The organism is Paenibacillus humicola (genome assembly GCF_028826105.1).
Lineage (GTDB): Bacteria > Bacillota > Bacilli > Paenibacillales > Paenibacillaceae > Paenibacillus_Z > Paenibacillus_Z humicola.
This window is the reverse complement of the sequence record NZ_JAQGPL010000001.1, coordinates 5,326,846-5,350,968: the sequence shown is the minus strand read 5'-3', so window position 1 is coordinate 5,350,968 and position 24,123 is coordinate 5,326,846. Positions and strand designations below refer to the sequence as shown.

Below are 24,123 nucleotides of genomic sequence, written 5' to 3'. Positions count from 1 at the left end.
TGGAAAACCGGTACAGGCAGTATTTTCACGTTCAGACGTTCATGCCGTGTCCGGACTTTTGGGGCATAGTAAAGATGAGGTGGAGCAAAAGATGATTACGAAATCGATACCGAGTCTTTTTACGGTGGCGAATTTGTTTCTGGGGATTATCGCCATTATTCTTATTTTTCCCGATAACGCGAAGCCGGAGATCGCCGCGATGATGGTTATTATCGCCATGCTGATGGACGGAGTGGACGGACGTGTGGCAAGAGCGCTCAATGCGCAGAGCGAATTCGGCAAGGAGCTTGACTCGCTTTCGGATGTCATTTCGTTCGGCGTTGCGCCGGCCTTTATTATGTACAGCGTCGCTTTTCAGGAGCTGAACGCGGCTCCCGCTTGGATCATTACGGCGCTGTTCCCAATATGCGGGGCGCTGAGACTTGCCCGTTTCAATGTCATTACGAGTTCGTCGGGTTATTTCATCGGTCTTCCGATTCCGGCGGCGGGCGGAGTACTCGCTACGCTGGCCCTGTTCCACAAGGACATCCCGGTGTCAGTCCTGATGGCAAGCACGCTCGTGCTTTCGTTCCTGATGGTCAGCACCATTAAATATCCGAATTTCAAGAAAGTCGGTATTCCGCGAAACGCCGTATGGGTCGTGCCGATTATCGCAATCATAACGGTTGTGCTCGGCATTGTGTTTCACAATCACCTGTCCAAAATCGTCTTTATTCCGCTTGTGCTCTACGCGCTTTACGGCCTAAAAAAAAACGTTGATCGCCGTCTCCCCGTGAAATTTCGCAAACGCCGCAAACCGGCTCTGCAGGAAGACGGCGTTCATACGGAGCACAGCGCATAAACCGTGGATATACATCGAACCGCCCTGTGGCAATCCTCTTCGGAAGGATCGCCGCAGGGCGGTTTTTTGTCGTCAATATAAGAGAAACGGTCTTGCCCCCGCAGTCGGGCGACGGAAGCGTTCTTGTGTCAGATCAGGTCAAATTAAACAATCCGAGGGTGGAGCATTTTCCTGATTCCTGGGCGACCACATCATCGAGCTGAATGCCCAGCAAGTTGCACATCGCAGACATGTAAAACAAATTGCGTCCCAATTCGTTCTGAATGGCGTCCTTGCACAGCTCGCACAGCTCGCCGTTCATGTGATGATGCAGCTTCACCTTCGCTTGTTCCAGGTTGATGTCGTCGGAAAATCCCTGCTTGCGGGCATTCAATTCGATGCAGCCGCATTCCGTTACGGATTTCGCTACGGCACGATTGACAGCGGCGCCGGACTGGCCGTACTTCGACATGACGTCCAGCAAACTTCGGTGCCGAAGCAGCACGTCGGACACTTGCTGTTGAAATTGCGTCAGCGTTTGGGCACTCATCGATTCCACCTCACTTCGGGTATGCATTGCATGCTCTTATTATAAGCCTCAGCGCCCCGCATTTCAAAACCGAAATGCCTATTTTATTTCCTCTGCCGAAAAGGTTAACAATTTCTAATCGTTTCCCGTTCCACCACGATTAACGTGTGAAAGATTGGCACATAATTGTAATGGAGGTGGATTCATGTGATGAAACGAATTATTCAAACGATCGGCGTGCTGTTTGGCGGAGCGGCAGGCGCCCAAGTGTATAACGGGATGAATTTGGGCGCGTTTTGGAGCGATACGTCATACGGTATGCTGCAAACATCGGGCGGCTACTACATGAATGTTGGAATCGGCGCGGTGTGCGGCTTCGTGGCGGCGTCGATGCTGTCCGGAGCGATCGTCAAATGGATGCAGCGGGGCGTCGAACGCGCTGCGGCCGTCCCGGCGGGAGATTTGCTGTCCGGAGCGGGAGGGCTGACGCTTGGTCTAGCGCTGTCGGCTCTCGTGTACCCGGCTTTTTCGGGCCTTCATGGCGCGGCGGTCTTTATCCCGATTTGCTTCACGGTGGCGCTTGGCTTTATCGGCCTGCGCCTTGGCCTCAGCAAGCAGGAGGAAATCTCCGAGAAGCTTGCCGGCTTGTTTCAAGCGAAGCGCAAACCGGCTGCCGCCGATGAGGAAAGCAGCTATGAAGAGCATAAAATTTTAGATACAAGCGTCATCATCGACGGTCGGATCGCCGATATTTGCAAGACCGGGTTTATCGAAGGCACGCTGGTCATTCCGGAGTTCGTGCTGGAGGAACTGCAGCATATTGCCGATTCCTCGGACTTGCTGAAACGCAACCGCGGCCGGCGCGGACTGGACATTTTGAACAAAATCCAGAAAGAGCTCGACGTGAAGGTGCTCATTTACGAAGGGGAGGTTGAGGAGGGCGAGGTCGACAGCCGTCTGGTGAAGCTGGCCAAAATTTTGAAGGGCAAGGTCGTCACGAACGACTTCAACCTCAACAAAGTGTGCGAGCTGCAGGGCGTCTCGGTGCTGAACATTAACGATTTGGCCAACGCCGTGAAGCCGGTCGTGCTGCCTGGAGAAGAAATCGTCGTCCAGGTAATCAAGGACGGCAAGGAGCACGGGCAGGGTGTCGCCTATCTCGACGACGGCACGATGATCGTCGTGGAAGGCGGCCGCGATTATATCGGAACGACGATGGAAGTGCTCGTGACCAGCGTCCTGCAGACGTCCGCGGGACGGATGATATTCGCCAAGCCGAAGCTGTTGGAAAAAGCGCTGTAACGCGGTATGATAGTACTCATGCGGCGTTTCGGGCGATCGAAACGTCGAAATGAGCTTACAGCGAGGCGGTTGAAGAGCATGTCGCGCAAACGGGAAACATGGGGCGTCGTCGTCGTGGCGGCGGGACGCGGAACGCGGATGGGGACGGCGGAGAGCAAGCAGTATCTGCCGCTGCGGGACAAGCCTATTCTGGTCCATACGCTGGACGTTTTTAATGCGATGGACGAGGTCGGCGAAATTGCGCTGGTCGTGCCCGCGTCCGACGTGCGGCGGTGCTCCGAGCTCGTACGAGCGTTCGGAATCGATAAAACATCGGCGGTGATTGCCGGTGGCGGCGAGCGTCAGCATTCGGTGCGGCTCGGTTTAACGGAGCTCACCTCCGAGTGGGTCATGGTGCACGACGGGGTACGTCCGCTGGTCAGCGCCGCCGCTATCCGGCGCTGCATGGCCGAAGCCGGGCGGTCCGGAGCAAGCGTGCTTGCGGTTCCGGTCAAAGACACGATCAAGCAGGTCAATGAAGCGGGTGTCATTGTTTCGACGCCCGACCGGCGCAGCTTGTGGGCGATCCAAACGCCGCAAGCTTTTCGTCGTTCCCTGCTGCTTGACGCGCACGAGAAAGCGGCGGCGGACGGCTTTGTCGGCACTGACGACGCGATGGCGGTCGAGCGGCTGGGCGTACAGGTAACGGTGGCGGAAGGGGAATATACAAATATCAAGATCACAACGCCCGATGACCTGCCTTATGCGGAGTTTTTACTTGGGGAACGGGAACGGCTTTCCACACGATTCGGGAGAGGGGAACGGGAGCTATGATACGGATTGGACAAGGCTTCGACGTCCATCAGCTGACGGAAGGACGGCCGTGCATTATCGGCGGCGTCACGATTCCGTATGAGAAGGGGCTGCTAGGCCATTCCGACGCCGACGTGCTGCTGCACGCGATCAGCGATGCGATTCTCGGCGCGCTCGGAATGGGCGATATCGGCAAGCATTTTCCGGATACCGATCCGGCGTTCAAGGACGCGGACAGCCTGAAGCTGCTGCGTCATGTCTGGTCGCTGGCCAAGGAACGCGGCTACAAGCTGGGCAACGTCGATTCGACGATTATCGCGCAGCGGCCGAAGATGGCGCCTTACATCCCGCAAATGACGGCTATTATCGCGGAAGCGCTCGAAGCGGAAGAGCCGCTGCAGGTGAACGTCAAAGCGACGACGACGGAGCGGCTCGGCTTTGCCGGGCGGGGCGAAGGAATCGCGGCGCAGTCGGTTGTAAGCCTCGTGAAGGTTATGCTATGATCGGTTGAAAACGGAACAACGAAAAGGAGCAGCGTAAAGTTATGACGGATCAGGTTCGCGTTCGCTACGCGCCGTCCCCCACCGGGCATCTTCATATCGGCAACGCCCGCACGGCCTTATTCAATTATTTGTTTGCCCGGAGCCTCGGCGGCGCCTTCATCATCCGGATCGAAGACACCGACGTGAAACGCAATGTGGCGGGCGGCGAGGAAAACCAGCTCACCTATTTGAAATGGCTCGGCATCGACTGGGATGAAAGCGTCGACGTCGGAGGCGAGTACGGCCCCTACCGGCAGACCGAGCGGCTGGACATGTACCGGACATGTTACGAGGACCTGCTTGCCCGGGGGCTGGCCTATCGGTGCTACTGCACCGAGGAGGAGCTGGAGCGGGAGCGGGAGGAGCAGATCGCGCGCGGCGAGACACCGCGCTACTCGGGCAAGCACCGCGATCTGTCCGAAACGGAGAGGCTGGCCTTCGAAGCGGAAGGCCGCGTGCCCAGCATTCGTTTCCGCGTGCCCGAAGGCCGGACGTACACGTTTACGGATATGGTCAAAGGCTCGATCAGCTTCGAATCGGACGGGATCGGCGATTTTGTCATCGTCAAAAAAGACGGCATTCCGACGTATAATTTCGCCGTTGCGGTCGACGACCATTTGATGGCGATCAGCCACGTGCTGCGGGGAGAGGACCATATTTCCAACACGCCGCGCCAGCTGATGATTTACGAGGCGCTGGGCTGGGAGCCGCCGCAGTTCGGCCACATGACGCTGATTGTCAACGAGCAGCGCAAAAAGCTGAGCAAACGCGACGAGTCGATCGTTCAGTTTATCGAGCAGTATGACGCGCTCGGCTATTTGCCGGAGACGCTGTTCAATTTCATCGTGCTGCTCGGCTGGTCGCCCGAGGGAGAGCAGGAAATGTTTTCCCGCGAGGAGCTGATTCAGGCGTTCGACGCCGCCCGCCTCAGCAAAAGCCCGGCCGTATTCGACACGAACAAGCTGGCGTGGATGAACAACGAATATATCAAGAAGACGGAGCTGCCGCGTCTTGTCGAGCTTTGTCTGCCGCACCTGCAGCGTGCGGGACGGCTGCCGGAGACGCTTGACGACAGCGGCCGGGCATGGGCGGCGGCGCTCGTCGCGCTTTATCAGGATAAGCTGCGTTACGCGTCGGAAATTGTGGAACTGACGGAGCTGTTCTTTCAGGCGGATGTTCAGGACGAGGAAGAAGCGAAGACGGTGCTGGCCGAGCAGCAGGTGCCTGCGGTGCTGGCGGACTTCCTGGATCGGGTCAAAGCGCTCGAAGCGCTGGACGTGGACAATGTCAAAGCTGCGATCAAAGCGGTGCAGCAGGCGACCGGCTTCAAAGGCAAGCAGTTGTTTATGCCGATCCGCGCCGCACTGACCGGGCAAACGCACGGACCCGACCTGAACCAAACGATTGCGCTGCTGGGCAAATCGAAGGTGGAGACGCGGCTGGCCGCCCGATTGGCTTAGGGCTTTCGCCCTGACGGCAGGTGAACGCCTCTTGCGGGTTTTTCGGCAGTCGGCTATACTTAGAGGTACAATTTTGTTATCGGTATGTACGGTTAAAGGCTAGGATCAGGAACGTTCATGATTTTGCGGGGATTGACAGAGAGGGCGACCGTTAGGACGGAGCCGGCGCTTGCGGAGCATTAGGACTCTGCCGGAATCGGACCGCCAGTCGAACGGGTGGAAGTCGCCTGAGTTCCTTGGAATGGACGCTGCGCCTGTGAGCCGCGTTTCCGATCCGCCCCTTATTCGGGCCGCGGGGTAGGTCGCGACGTATCGTCCGCGTTAAGGACTTCGAGACGGGTGCCGTCCTTTTATGGGGCATCCACCTGAGCAGAGTGGAACCGCGTCCGCTGACGCCTCTGCAGCGATACTCGCTGCAGAGGCTTTTTGCATTCGCGGACACCGTGCCGTACTTGCGCGCCGAAGCCGGAGAGGAGTCTTGACTATGTTTCGCCATATCAGGTCCGATATCGCAACCGTGTTTGACAACGATCCCGCCGCCAGAAGCAAGTTCGAGGTCGTTTTTACGTATTCGGGCCTCCACGCCATCTGGGCGCATCGGCTGGCGCACCGGTTATACCGGCGGGGCTGGTTTACGATTGCGCGCATTATATCGCAGATCAGCCGGTTTTTTACCGGAATTGAAATTCATCCCGGCGCCAGAATCGGCGAGCGCCTGTTCATCGATCACGGGATGGGCGTCGTCATCGGCGAAACGTGCGAGATCGGGGATAATGTCGTGATTTACCAGGGCGTGACGCTCGGCGGCACCGGCAAGGAGAAGGGCAAACGACACCCGACCATCGGCAATAACGTCGTTATCGGTTCCGGGGCGAAGGTGCTGGGTTCGTTCACGGTTGGCGATAATGTCAATATCGGCTCGAATGCCGTCGTTTTGCGGGAAGTGCCCCCGAACAGCACCGTGGTCGGCAACCCGGGACGCGTCGTCAAACGAAACGGCGAACGGGTCGGCGACCGGCTCGACCATACGAAGCTGCCCGACCCCGTCGTGGAGATGCTGCGCGACATGCAGCGGCAAATCGACGACTTGAAAGCGGAACTGAGGCGCGACCGGATGGAGCGGAAGGAACTTGAGAAAGAGCCTATAGCTGGAGGAGAAGCGAGAAGATGAGCTTGCATATTTACAATACGATGTCACGCGAAAAAGAGGAATTCAAACCGCAGAAGCCGGGCAAAGTGAAGATGTACGTATGCGGTCCGACCGTGTACGATTACATTCATATCGGCAACGCCCGGCCGGTTATCCTGTTCGATGTTTTGCGGCGGCACCTGGAGGCGTCCGGCTACGAGGTCAACTACGTGATGAACTTTACCGACGTCGACGACAAGCTGATCCGCAAAGCCGAGCAGCTCGGGACGACCGTCCCCGAGGTCGCGGAACGGTTCATCGCCGCGTTCAACGAGAACATCGAAGCGCTCGGCGTGCGCAGGGCGACGATCAATCCGCGGGTAACCGACAATATCCCCGAAATCATCGCGTTCATCGGAGGTCTGGTCGACAAAGGCTACGCCTACGAAAGCGGCGGGGACGTTTACTTCCGCACGGGAAAATTCGACGAGTACGGCAAGCTTTCGCATCAAAATATCGGCGAGCTTCAGTTCGGCATCCGCATCGGCGTGGATGAACGGAAAGACAGCGCGCTCGATTTTGTCCTGTGGAAAGCGGCGAAGCCGGGCGAAATTTTTTGGGAGAGTCCCTGGGGTCCCGGCCGTCCCGGCTGGCATATCGAATGCTCGGCGATGGCGAAGAAATATCTTGGCGATACGCTCGATATTCACGGCGGCGGACACGATCTGCAGTTCCCGCATCACGAATGCGAGGTGGCGCAATCGGAATCGTTGTCCGGCAAGCCGCTGGCGCACTACTGGATGCACAACGGGTATATCAACATCAACAACGAGAAAATGTCGAAATCGCTCGGCAACGGCATTACGGTGAACGAGCTGTTCAAACGGGTCAATGCCGAGGCGATCCGCTATTTCATGCTGTCCGGGCATTACCGCAGTCCGCTCAATTTCAGCGACGATACGATCGAGCAGGCGGTCAACAGCGTCGAACGGATCGCAAACTGCTACTGCAATCTGGAGCACCGACTGACCGTCGCGGTCAAGACGGCGGACGAGGACGCGGAGAGCCTGAAGAGCCGCATCCGGGAAATTGAGGGCAGGTTTAAGGCGAAGCTGGACGACGACTTCAATACGCCGGATGCGATCACAGCCGTTTTCGATCTGGTCAGCGAGGCGAACCAATATTTGAAGCGTCCGGTTGTTTCGGTGGAAAGCCTGCAGCTGCTGAAGGAATCGCTCGAGTCGTTCGACCGCGTCCTCGGCTTGCTGCCGATTCGGCAGCAAGCCGGGCTGCCCGATGCGGAAATCGATGCGCTCATCGCCGAGCGGACCGAGGCGCGCCGGACGAAAAACTGGAAGCGGGCCGACGAGATCCGGGACCAATTGGCCGGCGAGGGCATTCTGCTCGAAGATACGCCGCAGGGCATCCGGTGGCGCCGCAAATGACGGGGCGAAGCGATTTGCCGCCGGCATCCGGTAAGCCGGAGGCCGGTATTACGGGCCCGGCGGGCCCGGCAGGGACGGAATCGGACGCCGCTTTGTCCGGGCCTGAAGGCGAAGGCCTTTGGTTCCATGCTCCGGCCAAGCGGCCGAACCTGTTAAACCCCGTCGTGCTCGCCTACGTCGGCGACGCGGTGTTCGAGCTGCTCGTCCGGCAGTACCTGGTGAGCCTGACCAATCACAAGTCGGATCACCTGCATCGCCAGGCGACGAGGCTTGTCTCGGCCAAAGCGCAGCGCGCGCTCCTGGAGAAGTGGCAGCCGCTGCTGACCGAGGCCGAGGCGGAGATCGTCCGGCGCGGGCGGAACGCCAAATCCGGCAGCCCGCCTAAAAACGCCGATCCGGCCGATTACCGGCATGCGACGGCGCTGGAATGTTTGGTGGGGTATTTATATTACGGCAAGCAGAGCGGACGGCTGCAAGAACTGATGGCGGTCGCCTTTGGCGAGCAACATGCCGCTTCCCGCTGCGCCGAGGAGGACAAGCAATGACAGAGCGGGATTCGGGAGAATGGATCGCAGGCAAGCATCCGGTTATGGAGGCGCTGCGTTCCGGCCGTGAAATCAATAAAATATGGGTTGCCGAGCAGTCCCAGAAAAACCTGCCGGCGCAAATCATCGCGGAAGCCCGGAGAGCCGGCATCGTCGTGCAGGTGGCGGACAAGCGCAAGCTGGACCAGCTCGCCCCGGACGTTCCGCATCAAGGAATCGTGGCCCAGGCGGCGGCGTACCGGTACTACGAGATCGACGAGCTGCTGGAGCGGGCGGCGGCAAGCGGAGAGACGCCGTTTTTTCTGCTGCTCGACGAAATCGAGGACCCGCACAACCTCGGATCGATCCTGCGAACCGCGGAATGCACGGGCGTTCACGGGGTGATCATCCCGAAGCGGCGTTCCGCCTCGTTGAACGCGACCGTGTCCAAAACGTCCGCCGGGGCGGCCGAATACGTGCCTGTCGCAAGGGTCACGAATCTTGCCCAGACGATCGACCGGCTCAAGGAAGCGGGGATCTGGATTGCGGGAGCGGATGTCGGAGCCGAGCGGGACGTATACGAAACGGCCCTCGATATGCCGCTGGCCGTCGTCATCGGCAACGAGAGCAAAGGCATCGGCCGTCTGATCCGCGAGAAGTGCGATTTTCTGTTGAAGCTGCCGATGACCGGCCGCCTGAATTCGCTGAACGCTTCGGTTGCCGCGGGCGTGCTGATGTACGAAGTGATCCGGCAAAGGCGGAGCCGATAGCCGATGCGGCGTCAAAAAGACGTTCTGCTCGTCGACGGCTACAATATGATCGGCGGCTGGCCGCAGCTTGCGGCACTGAAGGAACGCAACCTGGAGGAAGCCCGGGACCGGCTGCTTGAAATGCTGGCCGACTATCAAGGGTTTACCGGCCTGTCGGTCGTCGTCGTGTTCGACGCGCATCAAGTGCCCGGCTCGGGCGCTTCCTTCAGCCAATACCGCCTGAAGGTCGTGTATACGAAAGAGAAGGAAACGGCGGACGCCTGCATCGAGAGGCTGGCCTCCGAGCTGGCTCTGCGCAGCCGGGATATCTATGTGGCGACCTCCGATTCGGTGGAGCAATACGTCGCATTCGGCAAAGGAGCGCTGCGGATTTCGGCGCGCGAGCTTCTCATCGATATCGAGCAGAACCGCAAGGCGATCGAGCGGACGATTCAAGGGAGCGGAGGCGCCAAACGCAACGAGCTCGACAATAACCTCAGCCTCGACGTGCGGATGAAGCTGGAGCGGCTGCGCCGCGGCAAGCAGTGAGGGGACGGCAAAGGCCTTATTTTTCATCAACCCGCGCACTGATGTCAAATTTCTTCACGCGCACTTGACGCCAATCGGAGATTGCTTCCAATTCTACTAGTTAATAATCGAATGTTCGACATCATGTTCATTGACGGTATCAGGTTACATAATGTATACTGTTTTTATCTTTTGGTTTATGCACGAATTGGTAGAATGCAGTCCGTTGAAGTAGCCCATGGAAGCAATGCACGCCTTTCGAGCCGGAGGGATTGTTCGTGAGCATCGACCTCAAAGAGTGGAAAACGCTGGAATATGACTGCAAAGCGGACGAAGATGTGGTGGAAGCGGTTCGTGACGGCGACGGCGAGGCGCTGGAGTATTTGATCAACAAATACAAGAACTTCGTCCGCGCCAAAGCGCGTTCCTACTTCCTGATCGGGGCCGATCGCGAGGATATCGTGCAGGAAGGCATGATCGGATTATATAAATCGATACGCGATTTTAAAGGGGACAAGCTGGCGTCTTTCAAGGCGTTCGCCGAGCTGTGCATCACGAGGCAAATCATTACGGCGATCAAGACGGCCACCCGTCAGAAGCATATTCCGCTGAACTCCTACGTATCTTTGGACAAGCCGATCTACGATGAGGATTCCGATCGCACGCTGCTTGACGTCATATGCGGAACCCGGGTTTCCGACCCGGAAGAGCTGATCATCAATCAGGAAGAGTTCGTCGGTTTGGAAGATAAAATGTCCGAGATTTTAAGCGACCTCGAGCGCAAGGTGCTGATGCTTTATCTCGACGGGCGTTCCTATCAGGAAATCGCCGTCGATTTGGACCGTCACGTGAAATCGATCGATAATGCGCTTCAGCGCGTGAAACGGAAGCTCGAGCGGTATTTGGAAATCCGCAATATTACCGGCTGACCCGGCGGACATCCGGGCGGAGCAGCACGATTGGAGCCTTTTAGGCTCTTTTATTTTTACTTCCCTCCAACGTTTGGAACGGCTGTTTTTTGCCGATACTAGGCAGTGCAGTTCGAGAGAGTCCGGAAGGCTTCGCGATGAGATGGCGGTCGGGAAAACGGAAGCGTTCGTATGCGGTCAGGCTTGACAAGCGATAAGGCGCTGCAATATTCATTGACACGGTTTACCGCTTGTGATAAATTGTTTGAGTGGCCCTAAATAGGTTTTTTTTTGGTGGGTTCTGAATCAAGTTTGGTTCACATACGACGATTCAAGCTTTTTTTATTTTACGGTAGTTCGGGAGGTGTACGGGAATGCGGGTTATTATCACGCTGGCGTGCAACAACTGCAAACAAAGAAACTATGCAACCAGCAAAAACAAACGGAATCACCCCGACCGCATCGAGATGAAGAAGTTTTGCAAGTTCTGCAACGAGCATACTCCTCATCGCGAGACGAGATAACTTGGAGGTGTGGACGTGACGTTTTTAGCAAAGCTGAAGCAAAGCTTCGGCACGACGTTTTCCTTCTTCTCCGACAGCTATGCGGAACTGAAGAAGGTCCGCTGGCCAAGCCGTAAAGAGCTGACAAGCTACTCGATCGTCGTCCTGGTGACGGTCATCGTTGTCGCGATTTACTTTTGGGTTCTTGACATCGGGATCTCCCAATTGGTCGAACTGATTGTTTAAGAAGGGTCCAAAAGGTGGCTTGTTATGGAAAAAAGATGGTACGTTGTTCATACTTACTCCGGGTATGAGAATAAAGTGAAGGCGAACCTGGAGAAGCGGGTCGAATCGATGGGGATGGAAGACAAGATTTTCCGAGTCCTCGTTCCGATGGAAGAAGAAGTGGTGAACAAAGACGGCAAGAAGAAGACCGTCATGCGCAAGGTTTACCCCGGCTACGTCCTTGTGGAGATGATTCAGACCGACGACTCCTGGTATGTCGTTCGCAATACGCCCGGCGTGACGGGATTCGTAGGATCGACCGGTTCCGGTTCGAAGCCGACGCCTCTGCTGCCCGATGAAGTGGAGCAGATTCTGAAGCATATGGGCATGGAAGAGCCGAAGCCGAAGATCGAATTCGATCTGAAAGAGACGGTTCGCGTCAAAGTGGGTCCGTTCGCCAACTTCGTCGGTACGGTCGAAGAAATTTTGCTGGATAAGAGCAAGCTGAAGGTGCATGTCAACATGTTCGGCAGGGAAACCCCGCTTGAGCTGGATTACACTCAGGTGGAGAAGATATAAACCGGTTTCCGCATAAACCGCCGTATGGCGGAGGAGCGGCCCCGGCAGCACCGGTTCCGTTTCCGGCACGATTACTCGGGCAAGGAGGTGTGCAGCATGGCAAAAAAAGTGATCAAGTTGGTTAAATTGCAGGTTCCGGCAGGCAAGGCGAATCCGGCTCCGCCGATTGGCCCGGCGCTCGGTCAAGCAGGCGTGAACATTATGGCGTTCTGTAAAGAGTTCAACGCGCGTACGGCGGATCAGGCCGGGTTGATTATTCCGGTCGTTATTTCCGTATTCGAGGATCGTTCGTTTACATTCGAGACGAAAACGCCTCCGGCAGCAGTGCTTCTTCGCGTCGCAGCCAAGATCGATAAAGGATCAGGCGAGCCGAACAAGAAGAAAGTCGCTACGGTAAAGCGGGATAAGGTTCGCGAAATCGCAGAGCAGAAGATGCCTGATTTGAACGCGGCTTCGGTTGAAGCGGCAATGCGTATGATCGAAGGCACGGCCCGCAGCATGGGCGTCGTCATCGAGGACTAATTCACTGATGACGAAATCGTAAGACACGCCGGTTTGCGTTGTCTTTTGAGCGGAAGCAAGGTTCCGCTCCGTGGGAGGACTCCGCAAAGGAGATGTTCCGTTACGACCACACGAGGAGGAGAATAGAAATGGCTAAAAACGGCAAGAAATATCAAGAAGCCGCCAAGCTGATCGACAGCGAGGCAACGTACGAATCTTTGGAAGCCATTGAGCTTGTGAAGAAGGCATCTTCCGCCAAATTCGACGAGACGATCGAAGTCGCCGTGCGGCTTGGCGTCGATTCGAAGAAGCAGGACCAGGCGGTGCGCGGAGTTGTCGTACTTCCGCACGGCACGGGTAAAACGAAACGCGTTCTCGTTTTCGCGAAAGGCGACAAAGCCAAAGAAGCGGAAGCGGCAGGCGCGGATTATGTCGGCGATGCCGATGTGATCAACCGCATTCAGCAAGGCTGGTTCGATTTCGACGTTTGCGTCGCGACTCCGGACATGATGGCTGAAGTCGGTAAGCTCGGACGTATTCTCGGCGGTAAAGGTCTCATGCCGAACCCGAAAGCGGGCACCGTTACGTTTGACGTGGCCAAAGCGGTTCAGGAGATCAAAGCCGGTAAAATCGAGTACCGTCTCGATCGTGCAGGTCAGATCCACGCTCCGATCGGTAAAGTATCCTTTGACGCAGAGAAGCTGAACGAGAATCTTCGGACGCTGGTCGATGCGCTCAATCGCGCGAAGCCGGCGGCTGCGAAAGGCATTTACCTGAAAAACATTGCCGTTTCCTCGACGATGGGACCGAGCGCGCGCGTGAACGCCGCCGTATTCCGTTAAGAGAAACGACGACTGACATTCGAATACGCATACCGTAGACAGTAGGTGCCTTCGGGCTTAATTTCCTACCGAGGTGTTATGATAAAGCGTTTGTGACGCTTCGGCCGCTGGGCCGAGCGAATACCGGACCGTCATGGCCTTCGCATCGTCTGCGAGGGCCTTTTCTCATGCATCGCGGACAATGGAATTGGAAACGGAATGCCCAGTAGATTACGGGAGGTGTACAAATTGGCAAACGCAAAAATCATCGAAAGCAAACAACAAGCGGTGAACGAAATTTCGGCGAAGCTGCGTGAGAGCGCGTCAACGGTCGTTGCGGACTATCGCGGACTGAACGTTGCGCAAGTGACGGAGCTTCGGAAGCAGCTTCGCGACGCGGGCATCGAATTCCAAGTGCTTAAAAACTCGCTGGTGCGCCGTGCGACTGCAAGCGCCGAGCTGAGCGAGCTGGACAACGTGCTTACGGGACCGACAGCGATCGCATTCAGCAAAGCGGATGCCGTAGCGCCTGCGAAAATCTTGAGCGATTTCGCCAAGAAGAATGAAGCGCTGCAAGTAAAAGGCGGCGTTGTCGACGGTCAAGTGTTCGACGCCGGCCAAATTAAGGCGCTGGCGGACCTGCCTTCCCGCGAAGGCTTGCTGTCCATGCTCCTCAGCGTGCTGCAGGCGCCGATGCGCAACTTCGCGCTTGCGGTTAAAGCCGTTGCGGAAAAGCAAGAAGCGTAAGACCGGTTCATAAAATTCAAACACGATTATTGGAGGTTTAACCATGAGCAAAGAGCAAATCTTGGAAGCCATTAAAGGCATGAACGTTCTGGAACTGAACGATCTCGTTAAAGCAATCGAAGAAGAATTCGGCGTAACGGCCGCAGCACCGGTAGCGGTTGTAGCCGGCGGCGGCGCAGCCGAAGTGGCTGAGCAAACCGAATTCGACGTCATTCTCAACAGCGCAGGCGCGTCCAAAATCAACGTCATCAAAGTCGTTCGCGAAATCACGGGTCTCGGCCTGAAAGAAGCGAAAGATCTGGTCGACAACGCACCGAAGCCGCTGAAAGAGAAAGTCGGCAAAGAAGAAGCGGAAGCTGTAAAAGCGAAGCTCGAAGAAGCGGGCGCTTCCGTCGAAGTGAAGTAATTGAAGCTTCAATAGCAGCAAACCCCTTGAGGCCGCAGGCTTCGAGGGGTTTGTTGAATTTTGGGCTGAGGAAGCCAGGAGGAAAAACATGGCCGATCATTACTTTACGCGTACCCCCGGCGCCGAGCATAACCGGCAGCTCCATGAGTCCCAACTGCGCGGCATTCGGCTGCAGTTTTTGACGGATGCAGGCGTTTTTTCGAAATCGGGTGTCGATTACGGGAGCCGCGTGCTTGTCGAAGCGTTGGACCTGCCGGATAACGCCCGCGTACTGGATGTCGGATGCGGCTACGGGCCGATCGGCATAACGGCGGCCAAGCTGGTGCCGAATGGGCATGTGACGATGATCGATGTGAACGAGCGTGCTATCGAGCTAGCGGAGGAAAACGCAAAGCTGAACGGAGTTTTGAACGTGACCGTGCTGCAAAGCGATTTGTACGAGCGGGTGCGGGAGATGAAGTTTGATGCGATCGTGACGAATCCGCCGATCCGGGCGGGTAAAGCGGTCGTGCACCGTATTTTTGAGGAAGGCTTCCAGCTGCTCGCGCCGGGCGGAGCAATGTGGGTGGTTATTCAGAAGAAGCAGGGCGCGCCGTCGGCGGCAAGCAGGCTGGAGGAAGTGTTCGGCGCGGTCGAAGAAGTGACGAAGGACAAAGGCTATCGCATCTTTAAAGCGGTCAAGCGGCTCTAATACGAAACGCAACTATTTGTTGACTTGGTATTTTTGATGTGGTATCATTATAAAATGTCAGCATTAAGATGGGCTCAATCTCTTTAGTTTACTAAAATGTCAAGCGTTATTTTGGCCAGCCTGATTTCACAGCCTGTATGTAAGGGAGGGAATGGCTCCCGGACGTGCGATGGGATGAATAAAATATCCCGGTTTGACGTATAATGTTTACATTTTGGGCAAAATTACTTGATATGGGCCTTTTTGCGTGCTGGAAGTTGCAGAAGCGGTTTGGCAGAGACATGCTCTTTTTTCGAATTAGTTCGATAAGGGCTTTTCTTTATTTAAAATATAAGAAAATATAAATTTGAATGTTATGCTTTCTTATATTCGGAGTAAAGATACTGCTTTACCGCCTAAGAAGGCGCGGGATTTCGCGCTTTCTGTGCCAGCGGTTCGTGCGAAGCGTGAGCCGTTTTTCTGCTTGCTGCATGATGATGCGTTCGGCAATCGGCCGATGCCGTTGGCGGACGTTACTTTACGCTTACAGAACCGTTTGTTGGCTTCGCGGCCGGTTAACGGTGAATACGAATCACTTTCTGTTAAGCAGACATGAGGGGTGAGGTTAAGTTGGCAGGACAACTTGTTCAGTATGGTCGGCGCACGCGCAGAAGCTATGCCCGCATCGACGAAGTGCTCGAAATCCCGAACCTGATTGAAATCCAACAAAAATCGTACGAGAAGTTTCTGGAGAAGGATTTGCTTGAGCTGTTCCAGGACATCTCGCCGATTCAGGATTTTACGGGGAACTTGATGCTCGAATTCATCGACTACTCGCTCGGCGAGCCGAAATATTCCGTCGATGAGTCGAAAGAGCGCGACGTGACATACGCAGCGCCGCTGCGCGTAAAGGTTCGGCTGATCAACAAGGAAACCGGCGAAGTGAAAGAGCAGGAAGTGTTCATGGGCGATTTCCCGCTGATGACCGAGACGGGCACGTTCATCATTAACGGCGCGGAACGGGTTATCGTCAGCCAATTGGTGCGCTCTCCTAGTGTCTATTTCAGCACGAAAGTGGACAAAAATGGCAAAAAAACGTATACGGCGACGGTTATTCCGAACCGCGGCGCCTGGCTGGAGCTTGAAACCGACGCAAAGGACATCATTTACGTGCGGATCGACCGTACGCGGAAAATCCCGGTGACCGTTCTCCTGCGCTCACTCGGCTTCGGCACGGACGCCGAGATTCTGGATTTGCTCGGCCATGACGAATATATTCGCAACACGCTCGACAAAGACAACACCGACTCGACGGAGAAAGCGCTGATCGAAATTTACGAGCGCCTGCGTCCGGGCGAACCCCCGACGCTGGACAATGCCAAGAGCTTGCTCGTGGCGCGCTTTTTCGATCCGAAGCGTTACGATCTGGCCAATGTCGGACGTTACAAAATCAATAAAAAGCTCCATATCAAAAACCGCCTTTTCAATCAACGGCTTGCCGAAACGCTGGTTGATCCGACGACAGGCGAAATTTTGGCCGAAGCCGGCCAAATGATCGACCGCCGTCTGCTTGACGAGCTGATTCCGTACTTGGAGAATAACGTAGGCTTCAAAATCTACCATACGGCTGGCGGCGTTCTCGATGCGGATAGTATTCCACTTCAGGCCGTCAATGTATTCTCGCCCGTAGAAGACGGGAAAATCATTAAAGTCATTGCCAACGGTTTGATCGACAAGTCCGTCAAGCATATTACCCCGGCGGATATTATCGCATCGATCAATTATTTTATTAACCTCTTACACGGCGTTGGAAGCACCGACGATATCGACCATCTGGGCAACCGTCGTCTTCGTTCGGTCGGCGAGCTGCTGCAGAACCAGTTCCGCATCGGTCTGTCCCGGATGGAGCGCGTCGTTCGCGAGCGTATGTCCATTCAGGACGCGAACGCGATTACGCCGCAGGCGCTGATTAATATTCGTCCGGTTATCGCGTCGATCAAGGAGTTTTTCGGGTCCTCGCAGCTTTCGCAGTTTATGGACCAGACAAACCCGCTTGCCGAGCTGACGCATAAACGGCGTCTGTCCGCACTCGGTCCAGGCGGTCTGACGAGAGAGCGCGCCGGTTTCGAAGTGCGGGACGTTCACAACTCCCACTACGGCCGGATGTGCCCGATCGAGACGCCTGAAGGTCCGAACATCGGTTTGATCAACTCGCTTTCGACGTTTGCCCGCATCAACGAATATGGTTTTATCGAGGCTCCGTATCGCTGGGTCGATCCGAAGACGAGCATTGTTACCGAGCAGATTGCCTACTTGACGGCGGACGAAGAAGACAACTACGTCATCGCCCAGGCAAACGCGAAGCTGACCGAGGAAGGCAAATTCGCCGAAGAATCGGTTATCGTCCGCTACAATAAGCAGGCCGACAACATTTTGACGATGCCAAGCGACCGGGTCGACTATATGGACGTATCTCCGAAGCAGGTTGTTTCGGTGGCAACGGCGCTTATTCCGTTCTTGGAGAACGACGACTCGAACCGCGCGCTGATGGGCTCCAACATGCAGCGTCAGGCGGTGCCGCTCTTGATCCCGAAATCGCCGCTTGTCGGCACGGGGATGGAGCATAAGTCGGCCAAAGACTCGGGCGTATGTATCGTCTCCAAGTATGACGGAGTTATCGAACGCGTCTCGGCCAATGAAATTTGGCTGCGCCGGATTGAAGTCATCGACGGCAAATCGGTAACCGGCGATTTGGTGAAATATAAGCTGCACAAGTTTATGCGCTCGAACCAGGGGACGTGCATCAACCAGCGGCCGATTTGCAACAAAGGCGACATCATCAAAAAAGGTGATATTCTTGCGGACGGTCCTTCCACGGAGCGCGGCGAGCTGGCTCTCGGCCGCAACGTCGTTGTCGCTTTTATGACGTGGGAAGGCTACAACTACGAGGACGCCATTCTGCTCAGCGAGAAGCTTGTGAAGGAAGACGTATATACGTCCATTCACATTGAGGAATACGAGTCCGAAGCGCGCGATACGAAGCTCGGACCGGAAGAAATTACGCGCGATATTCCGAACGTCGGCGAGGAAGCGCTGCGCAACCTCGACGAGCGCGGCATTATCCGCGTGGGCGCTGAAATCAGCGCCGGCGACATCCTGGTCGGGAAAGTAACGCCGAAGGGCGTGACCGAGCTGACCGCGGAAGAGCGGCTGCTGCACGCGATTTTCGGCGAGAAAGCGCGCGAAGTGCGCGACACCTCCTTGCGCGTGCCGCACGGTACGGACGGGATCGTCGTCGACGTGAAGGTGTTTACCCGGGAGAACGGCGATGAGCTGCCGCCTGGCGTAAACCAGCTCGTCCGCGCCTACATCGCCCAGAAGCGTAAGATTTCCGAAGGCGACAAAATGGCCGGACGCCACGGCAACAAAGGGGTTATCGCCCGCATTTTGCCGGAAGAGGATATGCCGTTCCTGCCGGACGGCACGCCGGTTGAGGTTGTCCTGAATCCGCTCGGCGTTCCGTCTCGGATGAACATCGGCCAGGTACTTGAGGTTCACCTCGGCATGGCCTGCAAGCGTCTCGGCATTCATGCCGCTACGCCGGTTTTCGACGGCGCTCGTGAATACGACGTCTTCGATACGATGGAAGAAGCGGGCATGCAGCGCAACGGCAAAACGCGTTTGTTCGACGGCCGGACAGGCGAAGAATTCGAACGCGAAGTAACCGTGGGCGTCATGTATATGATCAAGCTGGCGCACATGGTCGACGATAAAATCCATGCCCGTTCAACCGGTCCGTACTCGCTCGTCACCCAGCAGCCGCTGGGCGGCAAGGCGCAGTTCGGCGGCCAGCGCTTCGGCGAGATGGAAGTCTGGGCGCTCGAGGCGTACGGCGCGGCGTACACGCTGCAGGAAATTTTGACGGTCAAATCCGACGATGTCGTCGGCCGCGTCAAAACGTACGAATCGATCGTCAAGGGCGAGAATGTGCCGGAGCCTGGCGTTCCGGAATCGTTTAAGGTTTTAATCAAGGAGCTTCAGAGCCTCGGCATGGATGTCAAAATCCTGACCGAGAACGAAGAAGAGATCGAGATGAAAGAAATCGACGACGAGGATGACGGAACGAGCGACAAGCTCAATCTGAACCTTGAAGGCGCCGAAGTCGGAGTCGAGTAACGGACTAACGGATGGACGATGCGCCGATGCACGCCGGTACTGCCTGGAGCGGGCCGGCGCGCGAAGCGGCGTAAATCCGGCAAACACAAGTGAACCATGACGAAGGAGGGTTGCTCCTTGTTGGACGTGAACAACTTCGAGTACATGAAGATCGGATTGGCCTCCCCGGATAAGATCCGTTCCTGGTCCCGCGGAGAAGTGAAGAAACCGGAGACGATCAACTACAGGACGCTGAAACCGGAGAAGGAAGGTCTGTTCTGCGAGAAGATCTTCGGACCGACGAAGGACTGGGAGTGCCATTGCGGCAAATATAAGCGCGTCCGTTACAAAGGCGTCGTGTGCGACCGCTGCGGCGTCGAAGTGACGCGCGCGAAGGTCCGCCGCGAACGGATGGGGCATATCGAGCTGGCTGCGCCCGTATCGCATATTTGGTATTTCAAAGGCATCCCGAGCCGGATGGGACTGGCGCTCGACATGTCGCCCCGCTCGCTCGAGGAGATTATTTATTTTGCATCGTATGTCGTAACGGACCCGGGCGATACGCCGCTGGAGAAGAAACAACTCCTGTCCGAGAAAGAATACCGCAGCTACCGCGAGAAATACGGCTATGGCTTTCAGGCCGGCATGGGCGCCGAAGCGGTCAAGAAGCTGCTGCAGGACATTGATGTCGAGCGCGAGCTTGAAACGCTCAAGGAAGACCTGCGCACGGCTCAAGGCCAGCGCCGTAACCGCGCCATCAAGCGTTTGGAAGTGATCGAGGCGTTCCGCAATTCCGGCAACAAGCCGGAATGGATGATCCTCGACGTGCTTCCGGTTATTCCGCCGGAGCTTCGCCCGATGGTGCAGCTGGATGGCGGCCGTTTTGCAACGTCCGACTTGAACGACCTGTACCGCCGTGTCATTAACCGGAACAACCGTCTGAAGCGTCTGCTCGATTTGGGCGCTCCCGACATCATTGTGCAGAACGAGAAGCGGATGCTGCAGGAAGCCGTAGACGCGCTGATCGACAACGGTCGTCGCGGCCGTCCGGTTACCGGTCCCGGCAACCGTCCGCTCAAATCGCTCAGCCATATGCTGAAAGGCAAGCAGGGCCGTTTCCGTCAAAATCTGCTCGGCAAACGCGTCGACTATTCCGGACGTTCCGTTATCGTCGTCGGGCCGAGCCTGAAAATGTATCAGTGCGGCCTGCCGAAGGAAATGGCGCTTGAGCTGTTCAAGCCATTCGTCATGAAGGAGCTCGTGAACAAAGGGCTCGCACACAACATTAAGAGCGCAAAACGGAAAGTTGAACGCGTCAGTCCAGAAGTATGGGATGTCCTCGAGGAAGTAATCAAGGAGCATCCGGTGCTGCTGAACCGTGCCCCTACGCTTCACCGTCTTGGCATCCAGGCCTTCGAGCCGATTTTGGTCGAAGGACGCGCGATTAAGCTGCATCCGCTCGTTTGTACCGCTTATAACGCGGACTTCGACGGTGACCAGATGGCCGTTCACGTTCCTTTGTCCGCAGAAGCGCAGGCCGAAGCGCGTCTTCTGATGCTGGCGTCCGGCAACATTTTGAACCCGAAAGACGGCAAGCCGGTCGTTACGCCTTCGCAGGACATGGTCCTCGGCAGCTATTATCTGACGATGGACAACAAGGAAGCGAAAGGCAGCGGCTCGGTATTCTCGTCCGTGAACGAAGCGATTTCGTCTTATCAGCGCGGGATCGTCTCACTTCATGCCCGTATTTTCATGCCCGTTCGCGTGCTGAACAAAGCAAACTTTACCGAAGACCAGCAGAAGTCGCTTATTTCGACAACCGTCGGTAAAGTGATCTTTAACGAGATTTTCCCGGATACGTTCCCGTACATCAACGAGCCGACCAAAGTGAACCTGCTGCAGGGGACGCCGGACAAATATTTTGTTTACGAAAAAGGCGCCGATTTGAGCGCGTTTATGAACAACGTTCCGCAAATGGGCGCGGTGGGCAAGGAATACCTCGGCCAAATTATTGCCGAATGCTTCCGCCGTTACCATACGACGCTTACGTCGGTCATTCTCGACCGGATCAAGCAGCTCGGCTTTACGTATTCGACCCGCGCCGGCATTACGATTGCCGTCTCCGACGTTATCGTGCCGCAGGAGAAGCAGCAGCTGCTGCAGGAATCGGAAGATAAGGTCAAAGTGGTCACGAACCAGTACCGCCGCGGCTTGATTACGAATGAAGAGCGTTACGACCGGGTTATTGAAATTTGGAGCAAAGCAAAAGATCAAATTACCGATGTCCTCATGAAATCGATGGACCGCTACAACTCCATCATGCTCATGGTGGATTCGAAAGCGCGGGGCAACAAATCGCAGATTACCCAGCTCGGCGGCATGCGGGGCCTGATGGCCAACCCGTCCGGACGGATTATCGAGCTGCCGATCAAGTCGAACTTCCGCGAAGGCCTGACCGTCCTCGAGTACTTCATCTCGACGCACGGCGCGCGAAAAGGTCTCGCCGATACGGCGCTGCGGACCGCGGACTCGGGTTATCTTACCCGCCGTCTTGTCGACGTTGCGCAGGATGTGATCGTCCGCGAGGAAGACTGCGGTACGGATAAAGGATTTACCGTCAGCAAGATCCAGGACGGCAAAGAGGTCATCGAGGATTTGTACGACCGCATCGAGGGCCGCTATTCGTTCGAAACGATCCGCCATCCGCAGACGGGCGAGATTATCGTCCACCGCAACGAGCTGATCGATTCGAATAAAGCGGAAGCCATCGTTGCCGCAGACATCGAGAAGCTGCAGATTCGCTCCGTTCTCAGCTGCCGCGCGCGTCATGGCGTATGTAAAATCTGCTATGGGCGCAACTTGGCTACAGGCAAATTCGTCGAGATCGGTGAAGCGGTCGGCATTATTGCCGCTCAATCGATCGGTGAGCCGGGAACCCAGCTGACGATGCGTACCTTCCACACCGGCGGCGTTGCCGGCGACGATATCACGCAAGGTTTGCCGCGGATTCAGGAGCTGTTTGAAGCGCGCAATCCGAAAGGCCAGGCGATCATTACCGAGCTTGACGGCGTGATCAAGGATATCCGGGAGACGAAAGACCGCCGTGAGATCGAAGTGCAGGGCGAAGCGGAATCGAAAGTGTATTCCGTCAGCTACGGTTCGCGCATTCGCGTGGTTAAGGGTCAGCATGTCGAGGCGGGCGACGAATTGACGGACGGTTCGATCGACCCGAAGGATATGCTTCGAATCAAAGGGATTCGCGGCGTTCAGAACTATATTTTGCAGGAAGTTCAGCGCGTTTACCGGAACCAGGGCGTTGAAATCAACGATAAACACGTTGAAGTCATGATCAAGCAGATGCTGCGCAAGATTCGCATCGTCGACGCCGGAGAGACGACCTTGCTGCCGGGCTCCTTCGTTGATATTCACGAGTACGAAGCCGCGAACCGGGAAGTCATTCTGTCCGGGCGCGAGCCTGCGGTCGCCAAGCCGGTACTGCTCGGGATTACGAAAGCGTCGCTTGAAACGGACTCGTTCTTGTCCGCCGCTTCCTTCCAGGAGACGACCCGCGTGCTGACGGATGCGGCCATCAAAGGGAAAGTCGACCAACTGCTCGGCTTGAAAGAGAATGTCATTATCGGCAAGCTGATTCCTGCAGGGACCGGCATGACCCGATATCGCAACATTCGTTTTGCCGGCATGGATGACGAGCTGGAGCAAATGGACGATCAATTGGAAGAAGATGCGGTGACGATCGAGTAACGAACGTTAACGAGGTTTACCTTTAACGTGTGCAATGAGCGGCTGTCATGCGGTCGATATTATGCCGGACAGCCGTTCGCTGCGCACATTTTCAGCGAACATTTCGTTTTACGAAATCTATTCATTTGGCACCAGGAAACTTGCTTGACATATCGCTAGGCGGAATGCTACTATATCGTAGTGTGCCTAAATGCATTGCCCGGAGGACGGGATAAGCATGCAGTATGCGGTTGGCAGTAAGCAAACGGCGAGAATGGTGGAGCAGCGCAAAGCCGTTCGCGTCTATGTTGCGCAAGATGCGGATTCGCAGATGAAGGAAACGATTGTCCGACTCTGCAAAACGGCGGGAGTGCCGGTCCAATGGATCGACACAATGAAGAATCTCGGGGAAACCTGCGGTATTGACGTCGGCGCTGCTATGGCGGCTGAAATACCGGACATCGAATAAACGTTATCGTTTTTGCCGCTTATCGAAGCGCGCAAAAATTTTCGTTTGTCTCTTTATGAACCGCCTGGATCTGTGGGCTTAAAATGAGCCGTTAAGATTGTTTGTTTTACAATATGGGAAGGGGGTGGCAGCATGCCAACAATCAACCAGCTGGTACGCAAAGGCCGTGAAGCGAAAATCGTCAAATCGAAATCGCCGGCCCTGCAAAGAGGATTCAACGCTCTGAAACGCGAGGCAACGGATATCAGCGCTCCGCAAAAACGCGGTGTCTGCACTCGCGTCGGTACGATGACGCCGAAAAAACCGAACTCCGCGCTGCGTAAATACGCAAGGGTTCGCTTGTCGAACCGCGTTGAGGTTACGGCTTACATTCCGGGTATCGGACATAACCTGCAAGAGCACAGTGTCGTATTGATTCGCGGCGGACGGGTAAAAGACCTTCCGGGTGTACGTTACCATATCGTTCGCGGCGCGCTCGATACGGCAGGCGTAAACAACCGGAAACAAGCTCGTTCGAAATACGGAACGAAACGCGCGAAAGCGAAAAAATAAATCGCATGAGGTTATTTCATGCAAAT

General features: G+C 56.0%; 24 protein-coding genes and 1 other annotated feature. Of the genes, 23 read left to right on the top strand and 1 reads right to left on the bottom strand.

Features of this window, described 5'->3' with window-relative positions; genetic code table 11:
• Positions 1–91 precede the first annotated feature (91 nt).
• Positions 92–841: a CDP-diacylglycerol--serine O-phosphatidyltransferase gene (gene pssA / locus PD282_RS24585; RefSeq protein WP_274654095.1), complete on the top strand. Its 750-nt coding sequence runs from the start codon at positions 92–94 to the stop codon at positions 839–841.
• Positions 842–974: 133 nt separating this feature from the next.
• On the opposite strand, the gene PD282_RS24580 is transcribed toward pssA, so the two are convergent.
• The gene (locus PD282_RS24580; protein WP_274654093.1) at positions 975–1,370 is read right to left on the bottom strand and encodes a nucleoside triphosphate pyrophosphohydrolase family protein; all 396 of its coding nucleotides are present in this window, start codon (positions 1,368–1,370) and stop codon (positions 975–977) included.
• Positions 1,371–1,559: 189 nt separating this feature from the next.
• On the opposite strand from PD282_RS24580, the gene PD282_RS24575 reads away from it, so the two are divergent.
• The 22 genes from PD282_RS24575 (at position 1,560) to rpsL (ending at position 24,097) form a co-directional block, all read left to right on the top strand.
• Positions 1,560–2,651 carry a PIN/TRAM domain-containing protein gene (locus tag PD282_RS24575; protein WP_274654091.1) on the top strand — a complete coding sequence of 364 codons (1,092 nt, stop codon included), beginning with the start codon at positions 1,560–1,562 and terminating at the stop codon, positions 2,649–2,651.
• Between the two features lie 78 nt (positions 2,652–2,729).
• Positions 2,730–3,464, top strand: a complete 735-nt coding sequence (gene ispD / locus PD282_RS24570; RefSeq protein ID WP_274654089.1) for a 2-C-methyl-D-erythritol 4-phosphate cytidylyltransferase — start codon at positions 2,730–2,732, stop codon at positions 3,462–3,464.
• Positions 3,461–3,946 (top strand): 2-C-methyl-D-erythritol 2,4-cyclodiphosphate synthase, encoded by a 486-nt coding sequence (ispF, locus tag PD282_RS24565; RefSeq protein WP_274654087.1) that lies wholly within the window; start codon positions 3,461–3,463, stop codon positions 3,944–3,946. The genes ispD and ispF overlap by 4 nt, the downstream gene beginning before the upstream one ends.
• A gap of 41 nt (positions 3,947–3,987) precedes the next feature.
• Positions 3,988–5,445 (top strand): glutamate--tRNA ligase, encoded by a 1,458-nt coding sequence (gltX, locus tag PD282_RS24560; RefSeq protein WP_274654085.1) that lies wholly within the window; start codon positions 3,988–3,990, stop codon positions 5,443–5,445.
• A gap of 484 nt (positions 5,446–5,929) precedes the next feature.
• Positions 5,930–6,616: a serine O-acetyltransferase gene (cysE, locus tag PD282_RS24555; protein ID WP_274654083.1), complete on the top strand. Its 687-nt coding sequence runs from the start codon at positions 5,930–5,932 to the stop codon at positions 6,614–6,616.
• Complete coding sequence (gene cysS, locus PD282_RS24550) at positions 6,613–8,019, top strand: cysteine--tRNA ligase (protein WP_274654081.1); 1,407 nt, start codon at positions 6,613–6,615, stop codon at positions 8,017–8,019. The genes cysE and cysS overlap by 4 nt, the downstream gene beginning before the upstream one ends.
• Complete coding sequence (locus tag PD282_RS24545) at positions 8,016–8,564, top strand: Mini-ribonuclease 3 (RefSeq protein ID WP_338045227.1); 549 nt, start codon at positions 8,016–8,018, stop codon at positions 8,562–8,564. Before cysS ends, PD282_RS24545 begins: the two co-directional genes overlap by 4 nt.
• The gene (gene rlmB / locus PD282_RS24540) at positions 8,561–9,313 is read left to right on the top strand and encodes a 23S rRNA (guanosine(2251)-2'-O)-methyltransferase RlmB (RefSeq protein ID WP_274654079.1); all 753 of its coding nucleotides are present in this window, start codon (positions 8,561–8,563) and stop codon (positions 9,311–9,313) included. The genes PD282_RS24545 and rlmB overlap by 4 nt, the downstream gene beginning before the upstream one ends.
• A 3-nt stretch (positions 9,314–9,316) precedes the next feature.
• Positions 9,317–9,841 carry an NYN domain-containing protein gene (locus PD282_RS24535; RefSeq protein ID WP_274654077.1) on the top strand — a complete coding sequence of 175 codons (525 nt, stop codon included), beginning with the start codon at positions 9,317–9,319 and terminating at the stop codon, positions 9,839–9,841.
• Between the two features lie 257 nt (positions 9,842–10,098).
• The gene (gene sigH / locus PD282_RS24530; protein WP_274654075.1) at positions 10,099–10,749 is read left to right on the top strand and encodes an RNA polymerase sporulation sigma factor SigH; all 651 of its coding nucleotides are present in this window, start codon (positions 10,099–10,101) and stop codon (positions 10,747–10,749) included.
• Between the two features lie 353 nt (positions 10,750–11,102).
• A complete protein-coding gene (rpmG, locus tag PD282_RS24525; protein ID WP_274654073.1) occupies positions 11,103–11,252 on the top strand; it encodes a 50S ribosomal protein L33 in 150 nt (49 codons plus the stop codon).
• 15 nt (positions 11,253–11,267) lie between these two features.
• Positions 11,268–11,477 (top strand): preprotein translocase subunit SecE, encoded by a 210-nt coding sequence (gene secE, locus PD282_RS24520; RefSeq protein ID WP_274654071.1) that lies wholly within the window; start codon positions 11,268–11,270, stop codon positions 11,475–11,477.
• Between the two features lie 24 nt (positions 11,478–11,501).
• The gene (nusG, locus tag PD282_RS24515) at positions 11,502–12,035 is read left to right on the top strand and encodes a transcription termination/antitermination protein NusG (protein ID WP_274654069.1); all 534 of its coding nucleotides are present in this window, start codon (positions 11,502–11,504) and stop codon (positions 12,033–12,035) included.
• A 96-nt stretch (positions 12,036–12,131) separates the two neighbouring features.
• The gene (rplK, locus tag PD282_RS24510; RefSeq protein ID WP_274654067.1) at positions 12,132–12,557 is read left to right on the top strand and encodes a 50S ribosomal protein L11; all 426 of its coding nucleotides are present in this window, start codon (positions 12,132–12,134) and stop codon (positions 12,555–12,557) included.
• Positions 12,558–12,685: 128 nt separating this feature from the next.
• Entirely contained in the window at positions 12,686–13,378 is a 693-nt protein-coding gene (gene rplA, locus PD282_RS24505) for a 50S ribosomal protein L1 (RefSeq protein ID WP_274654065.1), read from the top strand.
• A 14-nt stretch (positions 13,379–13,392) separates the two neighbouring features.
• Positions 13,393–13,553 (top strand) — a sequence feature (ribosomal protein L10 leader region).
• A 53-nt stretch (positions 13,554–13,606) separates the two neighbouring features.
• Complete coding sequence (gene rplJ / locus PD282_RS24500) at positions 13,607–14,104, top strand: 50S ribosomal protein L10 (RefSeq protein WP_274654063.1); 498 nt, start codon at positions 13,607–13,609, stop codon at positions 14,102–14,104.
• A gap of 43 nt (positions 14,105–14,147) precedes the next feature.
• Entirely contained in the window at positions 14,148–14,510 is a 363-nt protein-coding gene (rplL, locus tag PD282_RS24495; protein WP_274654062.1) for a 50S ribosomal protein L7/L12, read from the top strand.
• An 88-nt stretch (positions 14,511–14,598) separates the two neighbouring features.
• Positions 14,599–15,201: a class I SAM-dependent methyltransferase gene (locus PD282_RS24490; RefSeq protein ID WP_274654060.1), complete on the top strand. Its 603-nt coding sequence runs from the start codon at positions 14,599–14,601 to the stop codon at positions 15,199–15,201.
• 609 nt (positions 15,202–15,810) lie between these two features.
• Complete coding sequence (gene rpoB, locus PD282_RS24485) at positions 15,811–19,356, top strand: DNA-directed RNA polymerase subunit beta (RefSeq protein ID WP_274654057.1); 3,546 nt, start codon at positions 15,811–15,813, stop codon at positions 19,354–19,356.
• Positions 19,357–19,473: 117 nt separating this feature from the next.
• On the top strand, positions 19,474–23,097 hold the full coding sequence (gene rpoC, locus PD282_RS24480) for a DNA-directed RNA polymerase subunit beta' (protein WP_274654055.1): 3,624 nt from the start codon (positions 19,474–19,476) through the stop codon (positions 23,095–23,097).
• A 217-nt stretch (positions 23,098–23,314) separates the two neighbouring features.
• Positions 23,315–23,545 (top strand): ribosomal L7Ae/L30e/S12e/Gadd45 family protein, encoded by a 231-nt coding sequence (locus PD282_RS24475; RefSeq protein WP_274654053.1) that lies wholly within the window; start codon positions 23,315–23,317, stop codon positions 23,543–23,545.
• Positions 23,546–23,677: 132 nt separating this feature from the next.
• Entirely contained in the window at positions 23,678–24,097 is a 420-nt protein-coding gene (gene rpsL / locus PD282_RS24470; protein WP_274654051.1) for a 30S ribosomal protein S12, read from the top strand.
• Positions 24,098–24,123: the final 26 nt, after the last annotated feature.

Coding starts and splice junctions, on each gene's coding strand:
- PD282_RS24490 (WP_274654060.1), top strand. CDS start 14,599: ATGGCCGATCATTACTTTACGCGTACCCCCGGCGCCGAGCATAACCGG.
- rplA (WP_274654065.1), top strand. CDS start 12,686: ATGGCTAAAAACGGCAAGAAATATCAAGAAGCCGCCAAGCTGATCGAC.
- PD282_RS24575 (WP_274654091.1), top strand. CDS start 1,560: ATGAAACGAATTATTCAAACGATCGGCGTGCTGTTTGGCGGAGCGGCA.
- nusG (WP_274654069.1), top strand. CDS start 11,502: ATGGAAAAAAGATGGTACGTTGTTCATACTTACTCCGGGTATGAGAAT.
- cysE (WP_274654083.1), top strand. CDS start 5,930: ATGTTTCGCCATATCAGGTCCGATATCGCAACCGTGTTTGACAACGAT.
- PD282_RS24580 (WP_274654093.1), bottom strand. CDS start 1,370: ATGAGTGCCCAAACGCTGACGCAATTTCAACAGCAAGTGTCCGACGTG.
- rpmG (WP_274654073.1), top strand. CDS start 11,103: ATGCGGGTTATTATCACGCTGGCGTGCAACAACTGCAAACAAAGAAAC.
- PD282_RS24535 (WP_274654077.1), top strand. CDS start 9,317: ATGCGGCGTCAAAAAGACGTTCTGCTCGTCGACGGCTACAATATGATC.
- PD282_RS24545 (WP_338045227.1), top strand. CDS start 8,016: ATGACGGGGCGAAGCGATTTGCCGCCGGCATCCGGTAAGCCGGAGGCC.
- cysS (WP_274654081.1), top strand. CDS start 6,613: ATGAGCTTGCATATTTACAATACGATGTCACGCGAAAAAGAGGAATTC.
- ispF (WP_274654087.1), top strand. CDS start 3,461: ATGATACGGATTGGACAAGGCTTCGACGTCCATCAGCTGACGGAAGGA.
- PD282_RS24475 (WP_274654053.1), top strand. CDS start 23,315: ATGCAGTATGCGGTTGGCAGTAAGCAAACGGCGAGAATGGTGGAGCAG.
- rplL (WP_274654062.1), top strand. CDS start 14,148: ATGAGCAAAGAGCAAATCTTGGAAGCCATTAAAGGCATGAACGTTCTG.
- ispD (WP_274654089.1), top strand. CDS start 2,730: ATGTCGCGCAAACGGGAAACATGGGGCGTCGTCGTCGTGGCGGCGGGA.
- pssA (WP_274654095.1), top strand. CDS start 92: ATGATTACGAAATCGATACCGAGTCTTTTTACGGTGGCGAATTTGTTT.
- rlmB (WP_274654079.1), top strand. CDS start 8,561: ATGACAGAGCGGGATTCGGGAGAATGGATCGCAGGCAAGCATCCGGTT.
- rplK (WP_274654067.1), top strand. CDS start 12,132: ATGGCAAAAAAAGTGATCAAGTTGGTTAAATTGCAGGTTCCGGCAGGC.
- rpsL (WP_274654051.1), top strand. CDS start 23,678: ATGCCAACAATCAACCAGCTGGTACGCAAAGGCCGTGAAGCGAAAATC.
- gltX (WP_274654085.1), top strand. CDS start 3,988: ATGACGGATCAGGTTCGCGTTCGCTACGCGCCGTCCCCCACCGGGCAT.